The organism is Bacillus sp. Root131, from assembly GCF_001429475.1.
Taxonomy (GTDB): Bacteria; Bacillota; Bacilli; order Bacillales; family Bacillaceae_G; genus Bacillus_A; species Bacillus_A thuringiensis_S.
The window spans coordinates 765,937-787,719 of the sequence record NZ_LMJQ01000001.1; the positions used below are offsets into that span (position 1 = coordinate 765,937).

The following is a 21,783-nucleotide window of genomic DNA, read 5'->3' on the forward strand; positions in this document are numbered from 1 at the left end:
AGAGCGTTGCCCCTTATTAAAACGAGGTGAAAAAGAATGTTAGAAAAACGTATACCAATTCCGGTGGCAGAAGCAGTGGCACGTGTAATGAAATACGCTCATCAAGGTGAAATAGAAAAGGTTTCTCTTATAGAAAGTTACGGAAGAATTCTTGGAGAAGATGTTATTGCAGATCATGATGTCCCTCACTTTGATCGCTCTCCATACGACGGGTTTGCGATTCGAGCAGAAGATACAAAAGAAGCGAGTAGTAGTAACCCCATTCAGTTTGAAGTGATTGGCGAAATTGGAGCAGGTTTTGTTTTTCCAGAAGAAGTGAAACCATTTCAAACTGTCCGTATTATGACAGGTGCCGCAATTCCAGCCGGATGTAATGCAGTTGTTATGTTAGAGCTAACTGAAGGATTTGAAGAAAGTGAAAAGACTTATATGAAATTGAAACGCTCCTTTATTGCTGGGGATAACATTTCTTTTAAAGGTGAAGATGTAAAACAAAATACCATCCTTGTGAAAAAAGGGACTGTTATTAACCCTGGAGTAGTGGCGCTTCTTTCTACGTTTGGTTATAGTACCGTTTACGTTGTAAAACAGCCGGTTATCGGAATTGTAACGACAGGAAGCGAACTGCTTGAAGTACATGAACAATTAAAGCCAGGGAAGATTCGAAATAGTAACTCCTATATGATAGCTGCTCAAGTTGAACGAGCGGGCGGAGTTGTACAGTATTATGGACAATTCGCTGACGATTTTGAGACGTGTTATAACACTGTGAAAAAAGCGATAAAAGAAGTCGATATTTTAATTACAACTGGTGGCGTTTCGGTAGGAGACTATGACTATTTACCTGCTATTTATGAGGAATTACGAGCTAATGTGCTTTTCAACAAAATAGCGATGCGACCAGGAAGTGTGACAACTGTAGCTGAGCTAGAAGGAAAACTATTATTTGGTCTATCTGGTAATCCTTCAGCTTGTTATGTCGGTTGTGAATTATATGTTCGGCCAGTCATTGGAACATATTTGCATAGAAAAGATTCGCACGTATATCGTACAGAGGCAATATTACAGAAAGACTTTCTGAAAGCAAACCCATTTACTCGTTTTGTACGAGGGAAAGTGGAAATTGTAGATGGAACATTGCAAGCTACACCAGTTGGTTTAGACAAATCTAGTGCAATTTCTTCACTTGCAGGGGCGAATGCATGTATCGTCCTGCCGGGAGGAACGAGAGGATTTAAAGCAGGAATAACTGTCTCGGTACTGTTATTAGAATCAAGCGCCGGAAGTGAGTGGCCGTGGGAAGAACCACTTCGATCATACAAATAATAGAAAAATAGATTGCTAACTTATACAAAGATAAGAGGTGCAAGATGGCACATACGTATTATGAAGTAATTGATACACCTATTTCAATTGAAGAAGTTACAAACAAAGTAATTCGTCGTGAATGTGGCGCAGTTGCGACTTTCATTGGTACTGTTAGAGAATTTACGAAAGGCCGTCGTACGCTATATTTAGAGTATGTAGCATATAAGTCAATGGCGGAGAAACAGCTTAAGAGAATTGGCACCGAAGTAGGAGAGATGTGGCCTGGGACAAATGTCGCCATTACACATCGCATTGGTACATTACAAATTTCTGATCTTGCTGTTGTCGTCGCTGTTTCTACACCACACCGGAAAGCTGCCTATGAGGCGAACGAATATATTATGGAGCGTATAAAACAAATTGTTCCAATATGGAAGAAAGAGTTTTGGAAAGATGGTGAGTCATGGATAGGTGATCAGTTAGAGAAGGTAGCGTATGCAAATGGTGAGCCTGGAAAGGAGATGAGAATATGATTGAAGTACTATTATTTGCACATTTACAAGAAGAAGTAAGTAAGTCAGCATTACACATAGGTTGTGAAAATATTACGGTTGCTGAACTAAAGGAAGTCCTTATTACGAAATACAACGTAGCAATTTCAAGTGAGATAATGGTCGCTATAAATGAAGAGTATGCAAATGAGGATGATATCATTCAAACTGGCGATGTCATAGCAATGATTCCGCCAGTAAGTGGTGGTTGATTCTTTTCAGCCTAATCATGTTAGGACGTGATTAGGCTGGAGGGAATGAATATAACTATGCATACATAGGAGGGAACAGGATGAAAGGTCCTAATTTTCAATTAAGTTTACAAACTTCTAATCTAGTTATCGGTTTTATGGTATGGGTTATTTTATCATCATTAATGCCTTATATTAAAGCGGATATTCCATTAACTGCGGGACAAATTTCTATGGTAACAGCAGTACCGGTTATTTTAGGTTCTGTTCTTCGTATTCCAATTGGCTATTGGACAAATCGTTTCGGAGCAAGAAAATTATTCTTTATTAGTTTTATTCTATTATTATTTCCTGTCTTTTATATTAGTGTTGCCAATTCTATGATGGATTTAATTATTGGTGGATTATTTGTAGGAATTGGTGGAGCTGTATTCTCAGTAGGGGTAACTTCTTTACCAAAATACTTTCCGAAAGAGAGCCACGGTTTTGTAAATGGTATTTACGGTGTCGGTAACGCCGGAACAGCAATCACTTCGTTTTTAGCACCTGTTATCGCAACTTCAGTTGGTTGGAGAACGACAGTACAATGTTATTTAGTTTTACTTGCAGCATTTGCACTTATGAACTTTTTATTAGGTGATCGTAAGGAGAAAAAGGTGAATACACCATTAATGGAACAAATAAAAGGTGTATATAAAAATGAAAAACTTTGGTTTTTATGTATCTTTTACTTTTTAACATTCGGATCATTTGTCGCATTTACAGTATACTTACCAAACTTTTTAGTATCTCACTTCGGATTAGAAAAAGTAGATGCAGGTATGCGGACAGCCGGATTCATTGTACTCGCAACAATTATGCGCCCGATTGGTGGTTGGCTCGGTGATAAGTTTAATCCATTTAAAATATTAATCTTCGTATTTATCGGTTTAACACTTTCAGGTATTATTTTATCATTTATGCCTAGTATGAACGTGTATACATTTGGTTGCCTACTAGTCGCATTTTGTGCAGGGATTGGAAATGGTACAATCTTCAAACTCGTTCCAATGTACTTCTCAGAACAAGCCGGTATTGTAAATGGGCTCGTTTCAGCTTTAGGCGGACTAGGAGGATTCTTCCCGCCACTAATTTTAACATTACTATTCCAATTAACAGGTCATTATGCAATTGGATTTATGGCGTTATCAGAAGTCGCACTTGCTTGTTTAATCATTACAGTATGGATGTATAGCCAAGAGAAATTGTTAGTGATGTTAAAGAATCATTAATAAGGAAAAAGAACCATCCCAAAGTATTTTGGGATGGTTCTTTTAGTAATAGGCTTCAACATGTTTTTATTGCTATCTCAACAAACGCTTGTTTTCTATAAGAATGTGCTTTTAAAATGAAAAACAGAAGGTTGATGGAATTTTATTTTAAAATATAGATGTCAAAAGTTATTTAATTAAAGGGCAGATTAGTTAAGGAAATCTTAAATCTATTCTAAAGATCGAACTCATTTTTAGAATGCAAATATTTAATTGAATCGGGATGTTTAGATGAAAAAAATATAAGTCCACTCAAGATAAACAAGTATCAGGTGTGTTAGGTGACTCAAGCGACAAGTATGGAATTGATGTAAGTATTCTTCGCATAGTAACTGCAGTATCAGATTTTTTTAGGGCAAGATTTTTTGGTAAGGCTAACGGATATTGTGAAAAAAGTACACTTAAACTAAAGAATACAGTTTAGTTCAATAAGATAAAGTTATGAATTTGTATAAATAATCTATAATTTTCTTTATGAGTCATATTTGATATGTTAAAGAAAAGAGAGCGTTTAATCCAACTAAAATATATGTAGAATGAGGTTTTAAATGATTATTTTTATTATATTAGACGTAATATTACCAATATTAATATTGCTGCTAATTGGTGCAATTTTACAAAGGAAGTTCCAATTTAACTTAAAGCAGCTATCTACACTTATTACTTATTGCTTGATGCCAGCGGCTGTATTTATGAATATATATGATATTAGTATAGAGACAGGTTTGTTGCTCCAGATAATATACTATTTAATGCTTTATAGTTTGAGTCTGATCATAGTAAGTCATTTCATTTCAAAAACATTAAAGTTAGAAAAAGGAGAAAGTGCAGCTCTAAAAAATAGTATTTCGTTAATGAATTCCGGTAATTATGGATTACCAGTAAGTCAATTGATTTTCAGTCACAATCCAGTGGGGGTTTCCATTCAAATTTTTATTGTGATTTTCCAGAATCTTTTAACTTATTCATATGGGATATATAACTTACTATCAGCAACAAAAACAATCGGAAGTATTATTCAATCATTTCTAAGACTGCCTGTACTTCATGCGCTTGTATTAGGGGTTCTCTTTCAATCTTTTAAAATTCAAATACCTAATTCTATCTTTCTACCTCTTAATCAGCTTGCGAATAGTTTTGTTGCAATAGCAATCATATTGCTAGGAGCGCAATTATCTAACATTAAGCTTAATTTTTTCCATCGAGTCATAACATGGGCTTTAATTGGAAGGTTACTGATAGGACCATTATTAGCACTTGCCATGATCTATCTACTAAACATTGATGGTATTGTTGCACAATCATTATTTATTGCAAGTTCTTTTCCTACTTCAAGAAATACATCAACCATTGCTATGGAGTATCAAATAGAGCCTGAACTACATGCACAAATCGTTTTATTTTCAACACTTTTCAGCATTGTTACAGTAACTGTCGTTATTTATTTGTCATATATTTTGTTTTGAATATACGTGCAAAAACGAATAGATTTGAGGCGATAAATGATGGACGGAAATCCCATCGATATGAGAAGAAAACAGTCTTAGATATATTGGGTGTCGTTTACAATTGTACCATGTCTGATAATCAAGCAGTTTAATTCAAAAAAAGGAAACGCATTAGGGGTTATTTCGGATGCAAATCTTTAAAGCATCTACATATAGACTTGCGAAAAAAGACACAATTTCGCTTATAATTGACGTTACATGAGCTTAGTTTGATAGCGATGGGGTGGGAGTGTCAAGTAAGAATTTTTTCTTTATTGATTTTATGCGGTTTTTCCGCAAAATTGTAACTAAGGAGGGATTCCAAGTTGAGTAAACAGAATATCAGCACAACAGTTTCAGGAGATATAATTGTTACCCATCTAGTTGGAAATATAAAAACAGATGATGTGTATGAATGGTTTAATGGTTTTGAGCAGGTTTGTCAGCAATTCATTTCTGAAGGGCGGAAATACAAATTGTTGGTGGATAGAAAAGGATACACGCCAAATCATTTTTCTGTTCAAAAAGTATGGAAAGAGAAGTTCTTCAATGAAATCATTTTGAATAACAGTAAGGCAATTGCATTTCTCCTTGAAGAGGGGGAGATAATGGATTATTTACAACAATCTAATACGAAAGAATCTGTGAGATTTTTTGATGATTATGAACAAGCGCTAATTTGGTTGAATGAATATCCAATATAAAACCTGTATTGAAGCAGTTGCTCTCAAGCAACTGCTTTTTTTGTCCGTAATTGTTGCCGCTATTTTTCTTCACAGATTCTTGTCCAATTGTTTGTCTGATCCTAAAAAGCGAAACTAAAGCAAAAGGAACAAACGCCTCTAAAAAACGTTTGTTCAAAGTTAATTACTATTTTAGCTAAGTGATAGATTACATTTTATGAGTACGAGAAAGCTTGTTTATAAGTTTAGGAAATATAGATGTTAGTTCCTGCTTCAAATGCTTCGTAAACGATGGATCTTTACCTGAAGTTGAAATAGTGACAACATATTCATCATGTCGGATGACACCAGGTGTGTGAAACGATGATTTTGTACCATCACTTACGACGTTAACCCACTGGAAATCATGGGCGGCCTGTTTGACCATCATATTTACAGCATGTTGATTTGTAGCTGCATAAATAAGATGAGCATCTTTAATATCATTATTACTAAAAGCTTTTTGCTTCCAAGTAATATAAGGAAGTTCCTTCATTTCCTCGCAAATTTCTGGGCTGATAACGGTGACAAAAGCGCCTGTATCCTTTAATCCGGACGCTTTTCGATATGCGATTTTACCACCACCAACTATAACGACCACTTTTTTATTTAAATTAAACATAAGAGGGTACATGTTATACATATATGCATTCCTCCATTCGTTCTAATAATGTTAACTTCATGTATCTATCAAACTGAAGACAGTTACAAGTTGTAACGTGATCGTATTTTTTTGCATGCAATTTAATTTTTTGAAGTAATAATCCGGTAAAGAGAAGGTACGGCATGACATATACATGGGATGAAGTCGATGTTATAGCCTTGAGCTCAGCAGTAAAAGAGGGAGTTCCTTTCGTTAAAAAGGAGCACGATACTGGCATACTGAGTTTTCGTTCGACGACTGCTCCGATTTGTTGTAATTCATGTAACGGCTGTGGATCACTACTGCCTCTCCCTACGAGTAAAACACTACTACCTTGCATTGGCATAGTTTCACGTATTCTTTTTACTACAAGTTCAACCATATGTGGATGTGTACTAAAAGGTTGTACAACTGAAAATGTTATATGTGGATATTGCTTTTGTATTTTCTCTATCTCAAAAGGAATATCACGTTTATAGTGAGCTGCTGCAAATAATAAAACAGGTACAATCATTATTGCAGTTGCACCCTCTAGTATTGCTTCTGTAACTGCATCCGAAATGGTAGGTGTCGTTAGTTCTAGGAAAGCTATTTTTTGAATCCGTTCGTTACGTTCTTTTATAACAGATTGAATAAAGTGAATGAATTGTTCGTTACCTTTTTGTAAGCGGCTCCCGTGTCCAACATATACAATTCCTTTCATCGTACCACCAAATCTTTCTTCATAATCATGTCTTGTAATTGCTCATCTACATTATGAAAACCGACTTTATTCGCATAGTATAAAGTTGGAACGTCGGTATACGAGAATGGGAGAGTAAGAATATTGATAAAGCCTAGGCGTTTTATTTCTGCTAGAAACGTATCAATAGAAGCACGACCTTCAAATACAATGCTGTCCCATGAGAATTCAGAAAGCATACGGGAATGAATTTCATCGAAGCGATGATCAATTGTGTACTCATGAGTCATCATATAGGAACCAGCACCAATTTTTTCTTGAATAACAGCAATTCGGTTAATGTTTCGTCCTAAATAAATCGTTGAATTCGAAGAAAATTGCGCAGGTTTACTTAACAATCCATATTGCATAAGCTTTTCTTGAATAGAAAGGTTCATATACTGAAGCTCTGCCTGTAAGGAGCGAATATCTTTATGATATTTACTACATGATTGCACTAAGATGTCTACACTCTCAGCGGAACAAAATACAAGACGATCAACGTTAAAAATCTTATTAATTTGTTCAGAGGTTAATGTGTATTCTTTCTTTTGGAAAATTGGAATTTGATATATTTCTGCACCGGACTCTTGTAACATTTGCTTTATTGCGCTTTTTTTATTTGTTGCAGATGCAAGTAAAACTTTCTTGCCGTGCAATGGTTTACGTTCTTTCCAAGCAATTTGATTCCGTAAAGTAACAACATCACCAACAATTGACATAGAAGGGTTAGAAATATTTTCGTCTTTGACGATAGAAACAATGGTGGACAGTGTCCCTGTGACTACACGTTGTTTACCAGTTGTACCCCATTCAATGACGGCTACTGGTGTATCTTTTTTCTTTCCTGCTTGTAGTAAGTTTTCACAAATTGTAGGTAAGTTTTTTATACCCATGTAGTAGGCGATCGTGTCGCTATTATAGGATGAATTATATTTTCCATGATCGGTTAAAGGGCCTTTTGCATGCCCAGTTAATAAAGTGATGCTATTACTGTAGTTACGGTGGGTGAGGGGGATACCTGCATAGCTACTAGCGGCGATGCTAGATGTAATACCTGGTACGATTTCATATGGAACGTTCGCTGCTGCTAAAGTTTCTGCTTCTTCACCAACGCGGCCAAAAATAGATGGATCTCCGCCCTTTAATCGGACAACGATTTTTCCTTCTTGTGCGAATTGAAGGAGGTGGGCGTTAATCATTTCTTGTCGCATAATATGATTCTTTGGCATTTTGCCGCAATACATAAGTTCACATGTTTCTTTTGTATAACTAAGAAAGAAAGGGTTTAATAAACGGTCATATAAAACGATATCTGCACGCTTTAAACAATCTATCGCTTTCTTTGTAATAAGCCCTTCATCACCTGGTCCTGCACCAACTAAATATACATATCCGTTCATAATCGCACCTCTTCTATTTTTATGTAAAAGGAAGCCAGAGGAGGCTTCCTTTCGTAAATTACATGTTTATATAAATGTCACCATCAATAACTTCTACTTCGTATGTTTGGATACAGCCGTCATCAGGTTTTTGCACTTCACCTGTTAGTAATGAAATTTTCCAATCATGCAGTGGACAAAAGACGAATTCTCCAGATACAATTCCTTCTGCTAACGGTCCGTTTTTATGAGGACAACGATTTTCTACAGCTCGAATATCTCCATTTGAAAGGCGGAATAGGGCGATAGACATACCATTCATTTGCACCTCTTTACCGATTTGAATAGGAAGGTCTTCCGCACGCATAACTTTTATTTTTTCTTTCGTTTGTATCATATAGATCACAGCTCCTTATTTCACAGTTTCTACTTCATACATCGCTTTTAATGATTTCGTTTCTAGTGCTTGTCCCCATGCTTCTTTATATGTGCCACGAGCTTTTTGGAAACGTTCATTTAACTTAGTGACCATATTTGCATCTTGCAGTATTTCTTTTATGTGATCGAAGCCTAAACGTTCTGTCCAGTAGGCAGTACGCTCTCCATAAATACCAGTTTCACGATAATATTGCATATAAGCTGTAGCGATGCGAAGGACATCATCTTCAGTAGGGACAATCATTACAAAATCAGCTTCGCGTACTTCCGTACCACCATTTCCGCCAATATAAAGTTGGTATCCATTTTCGACACAAACAACGCCAAAATCTTTCGTCAGTACTTCCGCACAGTTACGCGGACAGCCCGTTACACCCATCTTCATTTTATGAGGTGTATCTACCATTTCTAATGATTGTTCAAGCAACATACCAAGTCCTAATGAATCTTTCGTACCGAAACGGCAGAAGCGAGAACCAACACATGATTTTACATTACGAAGCGATTTTGAATATGCATATCCCGAAGTCATATGTAAGTCAGCCCATACGTTAGGTAAATCTTGCTTCTTAACACCATATAAGCCGATTCGGCTTGCACCTGTAATTTTCACAAGAGGAACATCGTACTTTTTCGCAACTTCAGCAATTTTCATTAAATCATCAGCTGTTGTAACGCCTCCGTACATGCGTGGAATAACAGAGAATGTACCATCGTGCTGGATGTTACCATTCATTCTTTCATTAACGAAACGGGACGATTTATCATCTTCATATTCTTCTGGAATCGCCATACGTAAATAGTAGTTTAAAGCAGGACGACATTTTGAACAGCCTTCTTCATGTATAAAACCAAGAACATTTCGTACTTCTTTTGGAGATTTTAAGCCTTTCTCGTGAATGGCCGCTACGACTTCATCACGGGATAAAGTTGTACATCCACACATACCGGCAGATAGCGCTGAGGCATCAAAAGCATCTCCAAGTGTATGAGATAAAACTTGTTCCACAAGCGGACGGCATTTACCACAAGAACCTGCGGCTTTCGTACAGCCCTTAACTTCTTCAAAAGTCGTTAACTCTTGTTCTAAAATGGCGTGAACGATTGTACCTTTCGTAACACCATTACATCCGCAAATCGTGTCATCCGCACTCATTGTAGCAACGTCAAGTGCACTTTCTTCACCAGCTTTGTGGAGAAGGGAAGCGGCTGTATATTCTTGTATATCCTCTTCTTTCTTTAACATGCTAAAGAGGCGTGTACCGTCAGCTGTGTCACCATATAAAACGATACCGACGACTTTATTGTCACGAATTAATACTTTTTTATAGGAACGTTTACATTCATCAAAGATGGATATTGCTTTCGTTTGGTCATCTTCATAAATTTGGCCAGCAGAGAATAAATCACAACCTGCAACTTTTAATTGTGTACCGACGATACTGCCCGTATATCCATCAGTTTGTAAATTCGTTATATGTTTTGCTAATATCGCACCTTGTTCATAAAGAGGAGCAACAAGTCCATATGCGATACCGTCATGTTCTGCACATTCTCCAACTGCATAAATGGATTCATCATTTGTTAGCATATAGTCATTGACTACAATACTGCGATTTACAATTAAACCAGCATCTTTTGCTATTTGCGTATTTGGGCGTATTCCGACAGCCATTACGATTAAATCACAATCTACAACTTCACCATCTTCAAATTGAATGCCCTCAACATGGTCTGTACCAAGAATTTTTACAGTTTTCTTTTCCATTAGAAATTGCATGCCTTGCGCTTCTAAATCTTCGCGTAATAGAGAAGCTGCTTTGGCATCTAGTTGTTGCTCCATTAAGCTTGGCATTAAATGAACGACATATACGTCCATTCCTAAATCAATAAGACCTCTTGCAGCTTCTAAGCCAAGTAATCCACCACCAATGACAACAGCCTTTTTCTTTTCATTAGCGGTATCAATCATAAATTGTGTATCTTCAATAGTTCGAAATCCTGTTACGCCAGGAAGAGTAGAACCTTCAACGGGCAAAATAAAAGCACTAGAACCTGTTGCGATAATTAGTTTGTCATATGTAAGAGTACGATTTTTTTCTGTGATGATTATTTTTTCTTCTCGGTTAATACTTTGAACCCTTTCATCTGTATACAAAGTTATTTCATTTTCCTCATACCAACTATATTCATTCATAATGATATCTTGCATATTTGTTTTGCCTTGTAAAACATGAGAGAGCATAATGCGATTGTAGTTTGGATGTGGTTCATCTCCAAAAATAGTAATCTCATATGAATCACTATCATGTTTTAATATTTCTTCCATACAACGTATGCCAGCCATACCATTTCCGATCATAACTAAACGTTTTTTCATTTTCGTTTCCCCTTTTTATGTGAAGTATTGAACAAAGGATTATATTTCTATTATAAAAAATTTAAAAAGAGGGAGATGTGATATTTATCACATTTTTACAATGATTCACAAATTGTTAAAATTCGGACTTATTCGAGAGGGATGTGTATATTCTTTACCAAATGAAAAAACAGGACATAAGTATTTACACTCATGTCCTGCACTTAATTTACACTCTCGTAATTGCACGTGGAAATAAAATGTTATTTTCTAAATGAATATGCTCAAATAAATCAGACTCTAGTGCTTCAAGGCGTTGGTAAACAAGTCGATAAGTGCCGCAAGCTCCTTCTGGAGGAGTAAAGTCATTTGTAACTTTACGAAGCTCTTTAATAATGTTGCCTGCGTGGTTATGTTCATTTTCCAACTCATCTACTACTTTACGTAACTTCACATAGTTTTCTTCAGTTGGATTTTGTTCAAATTCTAAAATTAATGGAAAATCTTCTGTTTCTTCTTTAATTAAATGTTGTTCTAGTTCCATCTTTAGTTCATGAAATAGCTTATGAATTTGAGCTAAATGAGGCTGACTTGCCCCATGAACACGTAATACTTTTGTCACATACGGACTTAATTGTGGCAACTCTTCATTTAAATAGCGATGATGCTTATTTATAACATAATCAATCAATTCGCGATAAGAAGCATTTTTCCAATCAATTTCAGATTCATTTAATCGTTTCATATTATTATAAAGCGTATTTAACTCTGTAAGCACTTCAGTAGCTGATAAATTTCTTTCATGAATTGCATCAATAAGCGGTTTATTGCCACCACAACAAAAATCTATTCTATATGATTTAAAAAGATCACTAGCTTTCGGGAATTGTGTAACGATCTCACCGACAATAGAAGTTTCAGTAAATGTATGTTTCATATGAACGCCTCCATAAAGTTTGAATGTAATTACTAAATTAAGAATAGCGATAAATGAAAATCAATGTGGTGATTGAAATCACTTATTATGTGTCATTTTTGAGAATAATAGTATGAAATTTATTTAAGAACACATCTAAATAAGAGAAAGGGATATTAAATGTAAGGCATTACAGTAAAAAAAGAAGCTTTTACTAAGCTTCTTTTTTATTACTATTATTCGCATGCAACTCCATCGCCGTCTCTATCTAGTTTACGACTATATCCTGGTTGATCTTTATATAGAGGAGCTTTCCCCGCAGCTCTAACTGCATCACAATTTTTGTAATATGCACTACTAGTATTTCCTGAGGTAGGTTGTGTTTGAGTTTGCTGTGCTTTTTGCTCTTCTTGTTGCTTACGAGCTTGTTCATCAGCCTGACGTTTTTGCTCTTCTTGTTGCTTACGAGCTTGTTCATCAGCCTGACGTTTTTGTTCTTCTTGTTGTTTACGAGCCTGTTCATCAGCTAGACGTTCTTCATCCTCTTGCTTACGAGCTTGTTCCTCGGCTAGACGTTTTTCATCTTCTTGCTTACGAGCTTGTTCCTCGGCTAGACGTTTTTCATCTTCTTGCTTACGAGCTTGTTCCTCGGCTTGACGCTTCTCATCTTCTTGCTTACGAGCTTGTTCCTCGGCTTGACGCTTCTCATCTTCTTGCTTTTGAGTTTTTTCGTCAGCCTCTTTCTTTTCTAGTTCTTTTTTCTTTTCGCTATCTTTTTGTTCTTCATTGTTAGAGGCAACTTTTGTACTAGTTGCTGTCGTTTTTTCAGAAGAAGGAGCTGAAATACCTAATAGCGCAACAAAAATGACAAATAATACGGCTGTAATAATAAATTGTTTTTTTGCTACACCTGTTTTCTTAATAACAGATAATATTGCAAGTACAAGGAAGAATATAAATAGAATGAAACTTAAAATAGCAAAAAATTCGATGACTGGGTGTTCAGATTTTGTTGTACCAGTCACTATTAATATAATTGAAATCATAAAAAGAATAACGGTAGGACGTCCATATTGTTTTGTTTTTCCATTTTTTTTAAAGAATGAAATGATACATAAGATTAAAAGAATAAAAGCAATAAAAAATAAAGCTGCACCAATATTACTCAAAATCGCCATTTTCATACCTCCATTTGTAAGATTTTTCTTATTGATTATATAGGAACTTATTGGATATTACACGTTTTATATAAATTTAGAAAATTAATATTTTTACTAGACTTATAAAAATTTATTTGTATATAAGGGAAAATAGATATATTTACTATTACTTTTTGAAAGAGATTTCATAAATTATAGTATATCGATTGAAAGGAGGAGATTTGAATGGAATTTCAATTGTTGGTAACTTGTATATTACAAGAAGGTAATGCTTACTTTTTAGTAACGAAGGTAGACGATGTTATTACGTTAAAAGTACCGATTACTGCGGGAGTAGCAGGTTTATTTTTAGCTTTAGGTGTACCAAGATGTTCTTAATTTAAATATCTATAATAGAAGAGGAAGGGACATGCCTTTCTCTTCTATTATTACATAATATAATTATGTAAACTTTAATATCATATTTGTGATAGCACGTTTGAAATGGACATGCATATACTATAATGTTTCATTGGATGTTAGGGGTGGAAGGTAGTTTTAATAAGTGCATCCAGTGATGTTTTTAAGCTATGAAAATAAAAGAGGTGCTATTATATATGAAAAGAAAAACATTTGATATTCCAGTTACATTGCGAAGAGAGTGGTTTTTAATAGAGTTAGCTCATTTAACGAAAAAATATGGAATTGAAATTGCAACTAGCAAAATGGGTGCTGCACCGTTTTTAAGAGATCAAGTTACAGAATCAAAGATAGGGAAAGGGTTACAATACGATAAATATGATGATGAGTATATAATTGAAAATTAAAGGGTAACAACAAAATTAAATTAGTTTATAACAAAATATAAAATAAAGCAGATTCTAAATATAGAATCTGCTTTATTATGAAATACTTCTAGTCAACTAACCTCTTTCTAGTGTTTTTCCTACATATTTCTCTTGCGTTATTCCAAAAGATTCACGAAGAATGCGAGCATAATCTTTAGATTCTATTGGTCGTTTATTTTTGGTGCCTTTAAAGGTTTCTGTGTAATTTTTATTTGTTAACGATATGTGACCATAAGTAGTTAATTTACAAGTGATAGCTCCTTTATTAAAAGGAGATTCTTTATGCTCTACAATCACTTTTTGAATGTTATTCACTTTTTTCTCATCTATTGGATCTAAAGTGAAAGCATAACCTATTTTCCATTCATTTGAAGGTTCAGATTGTAAGAAACTTGTAGATTCTCCGTTAGCTCCTTTTCTCATTTCTAAAATATGCGTACCTTTTCGAGTATTTCGTTTACGAATTCGATATTCTCCTGTTTGAGAGGAGATGGCTTCTCCTTTAAAAGGGACTGGATGTAAAGGGAGATGAGATGCAAAACCTGCATCCACAACATAATCTTTATTCTCATGACTTAATATGATAATGACATGACCATCATCGGGCTTCCATTTATTATCGTAAAGATCATAAACAGTACCGGCTACTTTGTATACTTGAAACCCACAATCAATTAAAAAATAATACAATAAGGAGTTTAATTCATAACAAAGTCCACCTCGTTTTTGAATAAGTAACTTTTCTATTAAGTTATCTTTTGAGATATTTTTAATAGTACCAGCCATAATATCAAGATTTTCATAGGGGAGAATCATTCCCATTTTTAATAAGATTTCATCTAAATCATCAAATGTTATTTCTTTTGCAGGAATTTTTAAGCGTTCAAAAAACTCCTTTTGTAAATTGGTCATCATAAAGTATTCTCCTTTCTTTTTACAGAATTTTCTTCTGCTCACCGATAGGTTAGTACTTCTACAAGGTTAATTCAAGTGCGCGGAAATTATCATAATATATGTTTCTGGAAATATGATTGTTTATTCGGAAATTTCAGTTTGATTTTTAATTGTAGGAAAGCCTTACAATATAGGGTCCTTTAAAATTATTTTGTATTTAATGAAAAGAAAGTACATATCTTTATTATGTTTTTAAATAACTAACTAGTAATAAAATGTTTTTTTACTAAAATTTTTTCAAGATTTGTATGCTTTATATAAACAATAATGATTTAAAAAATATCTGGATGTAGCGAAGTTAACAATTATTGAGAAACTTTTTTGTCGTATTCTATCAAAAGGAAGAGGTAGAAACAAAGAGAATAACGAGAGTTAAGGAAGAGGGTACACAACTAGTAACCTTCTAAAAATAGGGCTAACATCTTTTTAAAATCAAAGATTAGCTATTATTAAGGAAGGGAAAATATAAAATATTATAAAGAACACCTTCTTTCAAAAAAATAGGGGGAGTAATATGAGACTGATGAGAAGATGTGTGGCCTTACTAATTGTATTTTTTATCATGGCTCCAACGATTAGCACAAATGTACAGGCAGAAGTTGTAAAAGAGCTTGGAAAGGGGTTTCCTGACACAGAAGTATTTACACCTGGGGAATGGTTTTTAGGCCAAAAACCTGCTAATTATGATGAGAATAAACCACCAATTCTCTTTGTACAAGGAAGAAATGGTAATGCGGATAGTTGGTATGGAAAGACAGTATATCATGATATAAATGATATGTATGATTATGCTTTGAAAGCAGGCTATCAAACAGTGTTTATACAATTATATGATGCTGCGGGGAAAGGTTCGGCTAGTCAGTGGGATAACGGAAAACTGTTAGCACAAAAACTTGAAGAAATATATAATCATTTCGGTAAAAAAGTTAATATTGTAGCGCATAGTAAAGGTGGTATTGATACACAAGCCGCATTAGTTGAATATGATGCGAATCGATTTGTTGGAAATGTTATTACACTTGCTACACCGCATCACGGCTCAAATTTAGCAGATTTGTCATATAGTTGGTGGGCAGGGTGGCTAGCTTCTATATTAGGTCAAAAAGATGATGGTACGTACTCGTTACAAATAGGTGAAATGGCAAAGTTTCGTTCAACAATAGATAATAACCCAGCAGCTAAATTAAACCGTTACTATACGGCTACTGGGACTAGCTGGGGGCCAACATTTTCTGCATTATCTATGGGCGGGTTATATTTATCATCGTACGGTTCAAATGATGGACTAGTAAATGAATGGAGTGCGAAGCTATCGTACGGTACACATTTATTTACAGATTCCAGATTTGATCATGACAATATAAGAAAAGGATCAGCTGTTTTTACACGAATCGAACCATATTTACGTACGACAAATGTGGAATTACCAGCTTTAGTAGCATCCAGCACTAGTTCAAATGAAAATCTAGAACAATTAAATACAACTTCAAATCAAAATATTTTAGGAGGCGAATTACCACAAAATCAGTGGATAGAGCAAACCGTTACAGTTGATAAAAAAGCGGAAGGAATCGTTTCTGTACTAACTGCTTCTTCTGATGTAGAAGTACAAATGGTATCTCCAAAAGGAAAAATATATGCAAATAAAGATAGCGCTATAACTACTGGTGAAGGCGAATCTTTCTTTAATGGGGCGACAATTAGAACATTTAAGTTTGATAAATTGGAAGTAGGCGAATGGAAAATCAAAATGATGGCGAAGCAGTCGAAAGATGCATATTTAGTTGTAAGCGATTACAAGAATGACGCACCATTTGTTCTTCAAATACCTACAAAAGTTAAAGTAAATAAACCTGAGTATAAACTGAAAAAATCACCAATGGCACCTGAAATGAAAGGGGATCTTTCCATAACAGTAAGAGTCGTTAATAAAGAAGGTAAGTTAGTCTCTGAATTTAATGAATTACAAAATGTTAATACGAATACATTTACAGGTGCTTTGAAAGATATAAAACAACCGGGAGTATATAACGTTACGATGGATATAAAAGGGATGAATAAAGAAGGAAAACCATATAATCGTACGATTGTTAAGTCGGTTTATGTAGAGAAATAAGGAAGAATAAATAAGCATAATATAAAAGTGCAGAAATCTTGTGTTAGAAAGAATTCTGCACTTTTTTTGCGTGATGAGAGATAATAAAAGTCGAAGAAAACTGTTATTCAATAAAAAAAGATGCTGAAATAGCATCTGAATGTGAAGAAATAATATTAACTTAGTTTTGTAACTGTTAATTCAACTGAATTTATACCATTGTCACAAGTTACAATACTTTGACGATTAAAGCCACTATTATTTCTAAGTTGAAGAGTTGAATTAGCTGGCACTGTAACAATCGTTTCGCCAACGAGTTGAAGACATTCGTTATTTGATGAAGTATTCATTTGAATAGCGAAGTCACCTTGACTATTAGCAAGTGGATTGTTATTTAAAAATATAGTTATGACTGGGATATGTGGAAATACAGGATTTAAAGTAGTATTAATACTGGAAATGAACGAAACTCTATAATCACCAGCTTGTCTAAATTGTATAGTAGTAGGGTTTAGTAAGGAAACGCCTCCTGCTAAAGGTCCAACGTGATTAAATGGAAAAGGGTTGCCAAAAGGAACAGTTATAAATTCAGTTTGCCAAAAAGTTCCGTATGCAGGACAGCTTCGTTTATGTGAATGGTCACATGAACATTTTTTATTTGAACTGGAAGAAGATTTGCATGAGCATTTTTTATACGAGTTTGAAGAATGATAGTATGAACCCAATATATTACCTCCTATTCTTAATAAATGTAAAACACATAATAGTTTATGAAAATGAATCACAATTGGCGTGTATGCTTGTACTATAAAAGGAGATAGATTTGGAATATAAAGTGGTCAAATGATGAAATGTAGTATTGGGGTATTACCTTTAACACTTTTTGAAGATGATAAGGTTCAGAATTTGATAGAAAAATGAATGGGATTTCTAAATGGATTGAAGTAACGAGGAAACGTTTATCCCGCTATTTTCCGAGCAGTAAGACTCCCACCTCAAAATTCAGCGAAAGCAAAGAAGTTAGGTGGGGATGAACAAAACCCCCCACTGAGTAAAGTTTCACTTTACTATATTAATTTCGTATGACAAAACAGCAATATTATCTTTTGCTGTATGGATGTTATCGTTTGGTGAAGCTATGATATTTAATCGTATGTATATTAGATTATTTATTTTTTGTTTTTATTTGTGTAGCTGGGCAGGAAGAAGTCAGAAAAAATAGAATAAATGTACATATGAAGCATCGTTTGTTTTTGGTGTGAATAGTAATTAAAGATACGCTAAAATATTTAAAATTGTAACGAAAGAGAGATTAAATAATAGAAGGAGCAACTTACATGGAAAATATATTAAAGGTATCTTCAAAATCAAGCCCAAATTCAGTCGCAGGTGCAATAGCAGGTGTACTAAGAACAAGTGGTAATGTGGAAATTCAAGCGATTGGGGCTGGAGCTATAAATCAAGCGATTAAAGCAATTGCGATTGCAAGAGGGTTCGTCGCTCCAAGTGGTATTGACTTAGCTTTTGTTCCAGCGTTTCAAGAGATTTCTATTAATAATGAAGAGAGAACAGCGATTAAATTAATTGTAGGCCCTAGAAAGAAAAGGTCTTAGTAGAAGAGAGTGTTACTATAAGGGGAAAAGACTAATAGACTTCCCAGGTTAGATACGTTATTTTATGTAACCGATCCTTGGGTGTGGACACGGCATTATACCGGACGCATGTCTGTTAATTTCTCCTTAAATTTAGCAGGTGTTCTAAATACTTAAAAATGCCAAATCCTTTGTGATATAAGGGATTTGGCATTTTTGATGTTTTTAAAAATAAACAACCTTAAAACTGCTCATTTAGAAGATTTAGTTTTAGTAGCGGCCATTGAACGTTTTTATGATAGTTTACCTGATAAATGGAGAGAAATAGTAGCAGACAATATTGATTGTGCTAGTTATGTAGATGGGAAATATGAAGCGCACGTTTTAATGGAAAATGGTATGGAAATAAAAATAGAAATCTTTTATGTGGAAGAAGACAAAGATGAAGAATGGATATATAAAGCTTATAAAGTTTTATTATAGAAATTTCATTTTCATACAAAGGGGAATTGATATGAATTTTGTAAACTTTGAAACACAAGAGCAATTTAAACAGTTACAAAAAAATAATGTTGTAATTGTGAAATGGAAAAAAAGCGTAAGGCAGTACAAGGAATTAGGAGAAATCACACATCATAATTCTTACACAATTAATCGTATAAATGAATTGATTTTGAAAATAGTTTAGATGTTGTTGGAAATATAGTTAGTATATGTCCGAACTGTCATAGGTTGATTCATTATGGAAGAGACAAAGATAAGAAAAAAGTTTTAGAACTTCTCTTTGAACAAAGAAAAGATTCTTTGAAGAAGTTCGGTATTGAGGTATCTCTCAAAGAGCTATTTGGATACTATGGAATTCTAAAATAAGAATATTCATAGCTATAGTGAAGGTAGAATGTTTCATACTTAAACATAGGTATTATTGTGATGGAAATTTAAATTTCGTCTTTTGAAAGTATCAATAATTTGTATTATTTTTATAGGGTTATATATTTTTCTTTTGCTCTGCTGTATAGCAGAGCTCTTTTTTGTCGTACAAAAGCCACCTATATATGTGAAGTGCACCCCAATTGTTAGGCTGTGTCTAACAATTGGGGTGCACTTCAGTACTGTCGGGCGGCTTCTTTTAATTTATATTCACCAATTCATCAAACTTAAACTTAGTATTCAAACCAAAAGCATCTGTACAATATATAGTTTTCGTCATCGGTTCAATATGTAATACATTTATGTACATGTCTTGCACCATTCCATCACGATAGTATGAGGTATGTATTTCTTCTTCCTCGTGAAAAGATTGCATTAACGCTCTTTCTATTCGTTCCATAGTATCTTGTGTTAAAAAAGGTTTAGGTACTTTATATTGTTCCTCAAACATTCTATGTATTTCCTCGTATTGCTCCGGTATTGAAGCAAACGGATTCCATTTCACCATACCTCTTCCACGTACTACAGGAAAGCTGTTATATCCCATGATGTAATACCTCACGTTTGTTTTTTTAACTCCACTACAAATATGTGTTCTTTTTTAAGGTTTGAAAAGGGACCATTTTGTTAACATGAATATTCAAAAATAATTTTTTCAAGTTAGAATATTCAAAAACTTATTTATGCAAACAAGCATGTCATGATAACATTTAACAAAAGGGGGTAGAAGTAGATGAGTGTTGACATTATTTCTAAAGAAGAAATCACAAAATTATTAAACGAATGGTATCAAGCTATGATTTCACAACGTGTATTACAGTCTCAGAAAATAAAAGAAGATATTGCAAATAAAATCAATAATATTAAGGAAGACCAAACAATATTAGTCTACTACGCTTTATTGAATGCACGGTATAAACTGCTAATTCGGGATATGGATAGTACAAAAGATATTCTGGACAAAATCGAGCCTTTACCAGAGTCTACAGAAACATTTTTAGAGTACTATCATCATTTATTTAAAGCAATTTACGCTATTAATAAAGCAAACCATAGTGAAGCAAGAATGCAATTTGAAAAAGCTGAAACGTTTTTAGAGTACATGCATGATGAAATTGAAAAAGCTGAATTTAATTATTGGCTTGCAGTCCATTACTATCACGTATTAAAACCGATCCTAGCAGTTCAATTTGCTACAAAGGCGAATGAAGTATTTTCAATTAGTCCAGGGTATGAATTAAAAACTGCAGCATGCTTAAATACTTTAGGAATGGCACACATTCGACTAAATGAATTCGAAAGTGCAGAGGAATATTTACTTTCAGCACTAGGTACCTTCCAAAAATCTAATGATGAACTTCTTATTAAACGAGTTAAGCATAATTTAGGACTTTTATACGCAAGTCAAAACATGCCAGAGTTAGCAATTAAACACTTAGAGGATTCATTAGAAAATAACGCTAAAACTATGTTTCTTTTAGCAAGAGAACATTTTAAGTTAGGTTATAGTCATATCGCTAATGAATATATTGAGAATGGCTATAAGATTAGCGACTTATGTTATCGTCATCATTTCCGAATTTTAAAAGCAGTACATAACTATGTACCGCAAGAAGAATTAGAAAATGTGGTTATAGAAGGTATTTCGTATTTTGAAAAAGAAGAATTATATGATTGGGTAAAAGAATATGCTTCTCTTTTAGGTGAAAGATTCTATGGTTCAGAAAATCACAGAAAAGCAAGCAAGTATTTGCACATCGCTTTAGATGCAGACAAAAAGAGCATAGAAAGAAGGGCGCTAAAATGAAAAAAGCAATCTTATTAATGATGATGTTATCCGCTGTTTTTACTTTTGGTCTTACTAATGTAAAAGACATACCACAAAACGAAGCAATTGAAGTGTTTATGGATCATGGAGAACATATTTAAAACCTAAGGAAGAGGGCGCTTATAGTGTCCTCTTTTTAATATTTATTATTTATATGATGAGGTTGCAGGTACGTCTTTTGGTTATTGTTTGATAAACGTAAGATGTTTCTAAAAATGTGTATACAAAGGTGTAATTTTGTACTGTATATGTTCACATATTTGCTCACATTTTGTTCACGTACTATATAAAAAAGTATGAAAATCTATAAAAATAATTATTTCAATAAAATTTGTTTTAGATATTAAAAAGTGCCAAAACCCTTGTGGT

General features: G+C 34.1%; 24 protein-coding genes and 1 pseudogene. 15 read left to right on the forward strand and 10 right to left on the reverse strand.

The features are described from left to right. Positions 1-36: 36 nt before the first annotated feature. From glp to ASE54_RS03945, 6 genes are all read left to right on the forward strand, one after another. Positions 37-1,326 (forward strand): gephyrin-like molybdotransferase Glp, encoded by a 1,290-nt coding sequence (gene glp / locus ASE54_RS03920; RefSeq protein ID WP_000890797.1) that lies wholly within the window; start codon positions 37-39, stop codon positions 1,324-1,326. 44 nt (positions 1,327-1,370) lie between these two features. Next, on the forward strand, positions 1,371-1,841 hold the full coding sequence (locus ASE54_RS03925) for a molybdenum cofactor biosynthesis protein MoaE (RefSeq protein ID WP_000951544.1): 471 nt from the start codon (positions 1,371-1,373) through the stop codon (positions 1,839-1,841). Then, the gene (gene moaD, locus ASE54_RS03930) at positions 1,838-2,071 is read left to right on the forward strand and encodes a molybdopterin converting factor subunit 1 (protein WP_000573687.1); all 234 of its coding nucleotides are present in this window, start codon (positions 1,838-1,840) and stop codon (positions 2,069-2,071) included. Before ASE54_RS03925 ends, moaD begins: the two co-directional genes overlap by 4 nt. A gap of 80 nt (positions 2,072-2,151) precedes the next feature. Next, positions 2,152-3,321 carry a nitrate transporter NarK gene (gene narK, locus ASE54_RS03935; RefSeq protein WP_000678170.1) on the forward strand — a complete coding sequence of 390 codons (1,170 nt, stop codon included), beginning with the start codon at positions 2,152-2,154 and terminating at the stop codon, positions 3,319-3,321. Positions 3,322-3,908: 587 nt separating this feature from the next. Beyond that, the gene (locus tag ASE54_RS03940) at positions 3,909-4,826 is read left to right on the forward strand and encodes an AEC family transporter (protein ID WP_000583193.1); all 918 of its coding nucleotides are present in this window, start codon (positions 3,909-3,911) and stop codon (positions 4,824-4,826) included. A 347-nt stretch (positions 4,827-5,173) separates the two neighbouring features. Then, entirely contained in the window at positions 5,174-5,551 is a 378-nt protein-coding gene (locus ASE54_RS03945) for a hypothetical protein (protein WP_000043368.1), read from the forward strand. A 187-nt stretch (positions 5,552-5,738) separates the two neighbouring features. Here the strand turns inward: ASE54_RS03945 and ASE54_RS03950 are convergent, their stop codons facing one another. The 7 genes from ASE54_RS03950 to tolA all read right to left on the reverse strand — a co-directional run bounded on the left by ASE54_RS03950 (position 5,739) and on the right by tolA (position 13,206). Next, positions 5,739-6,212, reverse strand: a complete 474-nt coding sequence (locus tag ASE54_RS03950) for a precorrin-2 dehydrogenase (protein ID WP_000282583.1) — start codon at positions 6,210-6,212, stop codon at positions 5,739-5,741. After that, positions 6,205-6,915, reverse strand: a complete 711-nt coding sequence (locus tag ASE54_RS03955; protein ID WP_000676489.1) for a sirohydrochlorin chelatase — start codon at positions 6,913-6,915, stop codon at positions 6,205-6,207. Before ASE54_RS03955 ends, ASE54_RS03950 begins: the two co-directional genes overlap by 8 nt. Further along, complete coding sequence (locus ASE54_RS03960) at positions 6,912-8,336, reverse strand: uroporphyrin-III C-methyltransferase (RefSeq protein ID WP_001014924.1); 1,425 nt, start codon at positions 8,334-8,336, stop codon at positions 6,912-6,914. The genes ASE54_RS03955 and ASE54_RS03960 overlap by 4 nt, the downstream gene beginning before the upstream one ends. A gap of 58 nt (positions 8,337-8,394) precedes the next feature. Then, entirely contained in the window at positions 8,395-8,712 is a 318-nt protein-coding gene (nirD, locus tag ASE54_RS03965; RefSeq protein WP_000616697.1) for a nitrite reductase small subunit NirD, read from the reverse strand. Between the two features lie 15 nt (positions 8,713-8,727). Then, the gene (gene nirB, locus ASE54_RS03970) at positions 8,728-11,133 is read right to left on the reverse strand and encodes an NADPH-nitrite reductase large subunit (protein WP_000746935.1); all 2,406 of its coding nucleotides are present in this window, start codon (positions 11,131-11,133) and stop codon (positions 8,728-8,730) included. Positions 11,134-11,341: 208 nt separating this feature from the next. Then, positions 11,342-12,049 (reverse strand): iron-sulfur cluster repair di-iron protein, encoded by a 708-nt coding sequence (gene ric, locus ASE54_RS03975; protein WP_000683171.1) that lies wholly within the window; start codon positions 12,047-12,049, stop codon positions 11,342-11,344. 215 nt (positions 12,050-12,264) lie between these two features. Next, a complete protein-coding gene (tolA, locus tag ASE54_RS03980; RefSeq protein WP_043333378.1) occupies positions 12,265-13,206 on the reverse strand; it encodes a cell envelope integrity protein TolA in 942 nt (313 codons plus the stop codon). Positions 13,207-13,413: 207 nt separating this feature from the next. Here tolA and exsG point away from each other — a divergent pair, with 207 nt between their 5' ends. Together exsG and ASE54_RS03990 are read left to right on the forward strand one after the other, a co-directional pair. Beyond that, positions 13,414-13,566, forward strand: coding sequence for an exosporium protein ExsG (gene exsG / locus ASE54_RS03985; protein ID WP_000395679.1), 153 nt, complete (start codon positions 13,414-13,416; stop codon positions 13,564-13,566). A 218-nt stretch (positions 13,567-13,784) separates the two neighbouring features. Continuing rightward, on the forward strand, positions 13,785-13,994 hold the full coding sequence (locus tag ASE54_RS03990) for a hypothetical protein (RefSeq protein ID WP_000824195.1): 210 nt from the start codon (positions 13,785-13,787) through the stop codon (positions 13,992-13,994). A gap of 96 nt (positions 13,995-14,090) precedes the next feature. On the opposite strand, the gene ASE54_RS03995 is transcribed toward ASE54_RS03990, so the two are convergent. Then, positions 14,091-14,930 (reverse strand): arylamine N-acetyltransferase, encoded by an 840-nt coding sequence (locus ASE54_RS03995; RefSeq protein ID WP_000988895.1) that lies wholly within the window; start codon positions 14,928-14,930, stop codon positions 14,091-14,093. Positions 14,931-15,483: 553 nt separating this feature from the next. Between ASE54_RS03995 and ASE54_RS04000 the strand changes: the two genes are divergently transcribed. Then, positions 15,484-17,085: a hypothetical protein gene (locus ASE54_RS04000; RefSeq protein ID WP_001238698.1), complete on the forward strand. Its 1,602-nt coding sequence runs from the start codon at positions 15,484-15,486 to the stop codon at positions 17,083-17,085. 155 nt (positions 17,086-17,240) lie between these two features. Here the strand turns inward: ASE54_RS04000 and ASE54_RS04005 are convergent, their stop codons facing one another. Then, positions 17,241-17,789: a hypothetical protein gene (locus ASE54_RS04005; RefSeq protein ID WP_000536156.1), complete on the reverse strand. Its 549-nt coding sequence runs from the start codon at positions 17,787-17,789 to the stop codon at positions 17,241-17,243. Positions 17,790-18,401: 612 nt separating this feature from the next. On the opposite strand from ASE54_RS04005, the gene ASE54_RS04010 reads away from it, so the two are divergent. From ASE54_RS04010 to ASE54_RS37500, 4 genes and pseudogenes are all read left to right on the forward strand, one after another. Next, positions 18,402-18,677 (forward strand): stage V sporulation protein S, encoded by a 276-nt coding sequence (locus ASE54_RS04010; protein ID WP_000427801.1) that lies wholly within the window; start codon positions 18,402-18,404, stop codon positions 18,675-18,677. 198 nt (positions 18,678-18,875) lie between these two features. Further along, positions 18,876-19,139, forward strand: a complete 264-nt coding sequence (locus ASE54_RS04015; protein WP_000478848.1) for a hypothetical protein — start codon at positions 18,876-18,878, stop codon at positions 19,137-19,139. Between the two features lie 31 nt (positions 19,140-19,170). Beyond that, a complete protein-coding gene (locus ASE54_RS36200) occupies positions 19,171-19,344 on the forward strand; it encodes a hypothetical protein (RefSeq protein ID WP_001012095.1) in 174 nt (57 codons plus the stop codon). Beyond that, positions 19,326-19,526: pseudogene (locus ASE54_RS37500) on the forward strand (restriction endonuclease); the annotation flags it as partial. The gene ASE54_RS36200 and the pseudogene ASE54_RS37500, both read left to right, overlap by 19 nt. A gap of 259 nt (positions 19,527-19,785) precedes the next feature. On the opposite strand, the gene ASE54_RS04020 reads toward ASE54_RS37500, so the two are convergent. Then, the gene (locus ASE54_RS04020) at positions 19,786-20,133 is read right to left on the reverse strand and encodes a YolD-like family protein (RefSeq protein ID WP_000541075.1); all 348 of its coding nucleotides are present in this window, start codon (positions 20,131-20,133) and stop codon (positions 19,786-19,788) included. Between the two features lie 186 nt (positions 20,134-20,319). Between ASE54_RS04020 and ASE54_RS04025 the strand changes: the two genes are divergently transcribed. Together ASE54_RS04025 and ASE54_RS04030 are read left to right on the forward strand one after the other, a co-directional pair. Beyond that, a complete protein-coding gene (locus ASE54_RS04025; RefSeq protein WP_000109862.1) occupies positions 20,320-21,393 on the forward strand; it encodes a tetratricopeptide repeat protein in 1,074 nt (357 codons plus the stop codon). Further along, positions 21,390-21,515 carry a hypothetical protein gene (locus tag ASE54_RS04030; RefSeq protein WP_000709202.1) on the forward strand — a complete coding sequence of 42 codons (126 nt, stop codon included), beginning with the start codon at positions 21,390-21,392 and terminating at the stop codon, positions 21,513-21,515. The genes ASE54_RS04025 and ASE54_RS04030 overlap by 4 nt, the downstream gene beginning before the upstream one ends. Positions 21,516-21,783: the final 268 nt, after the last annotated feature.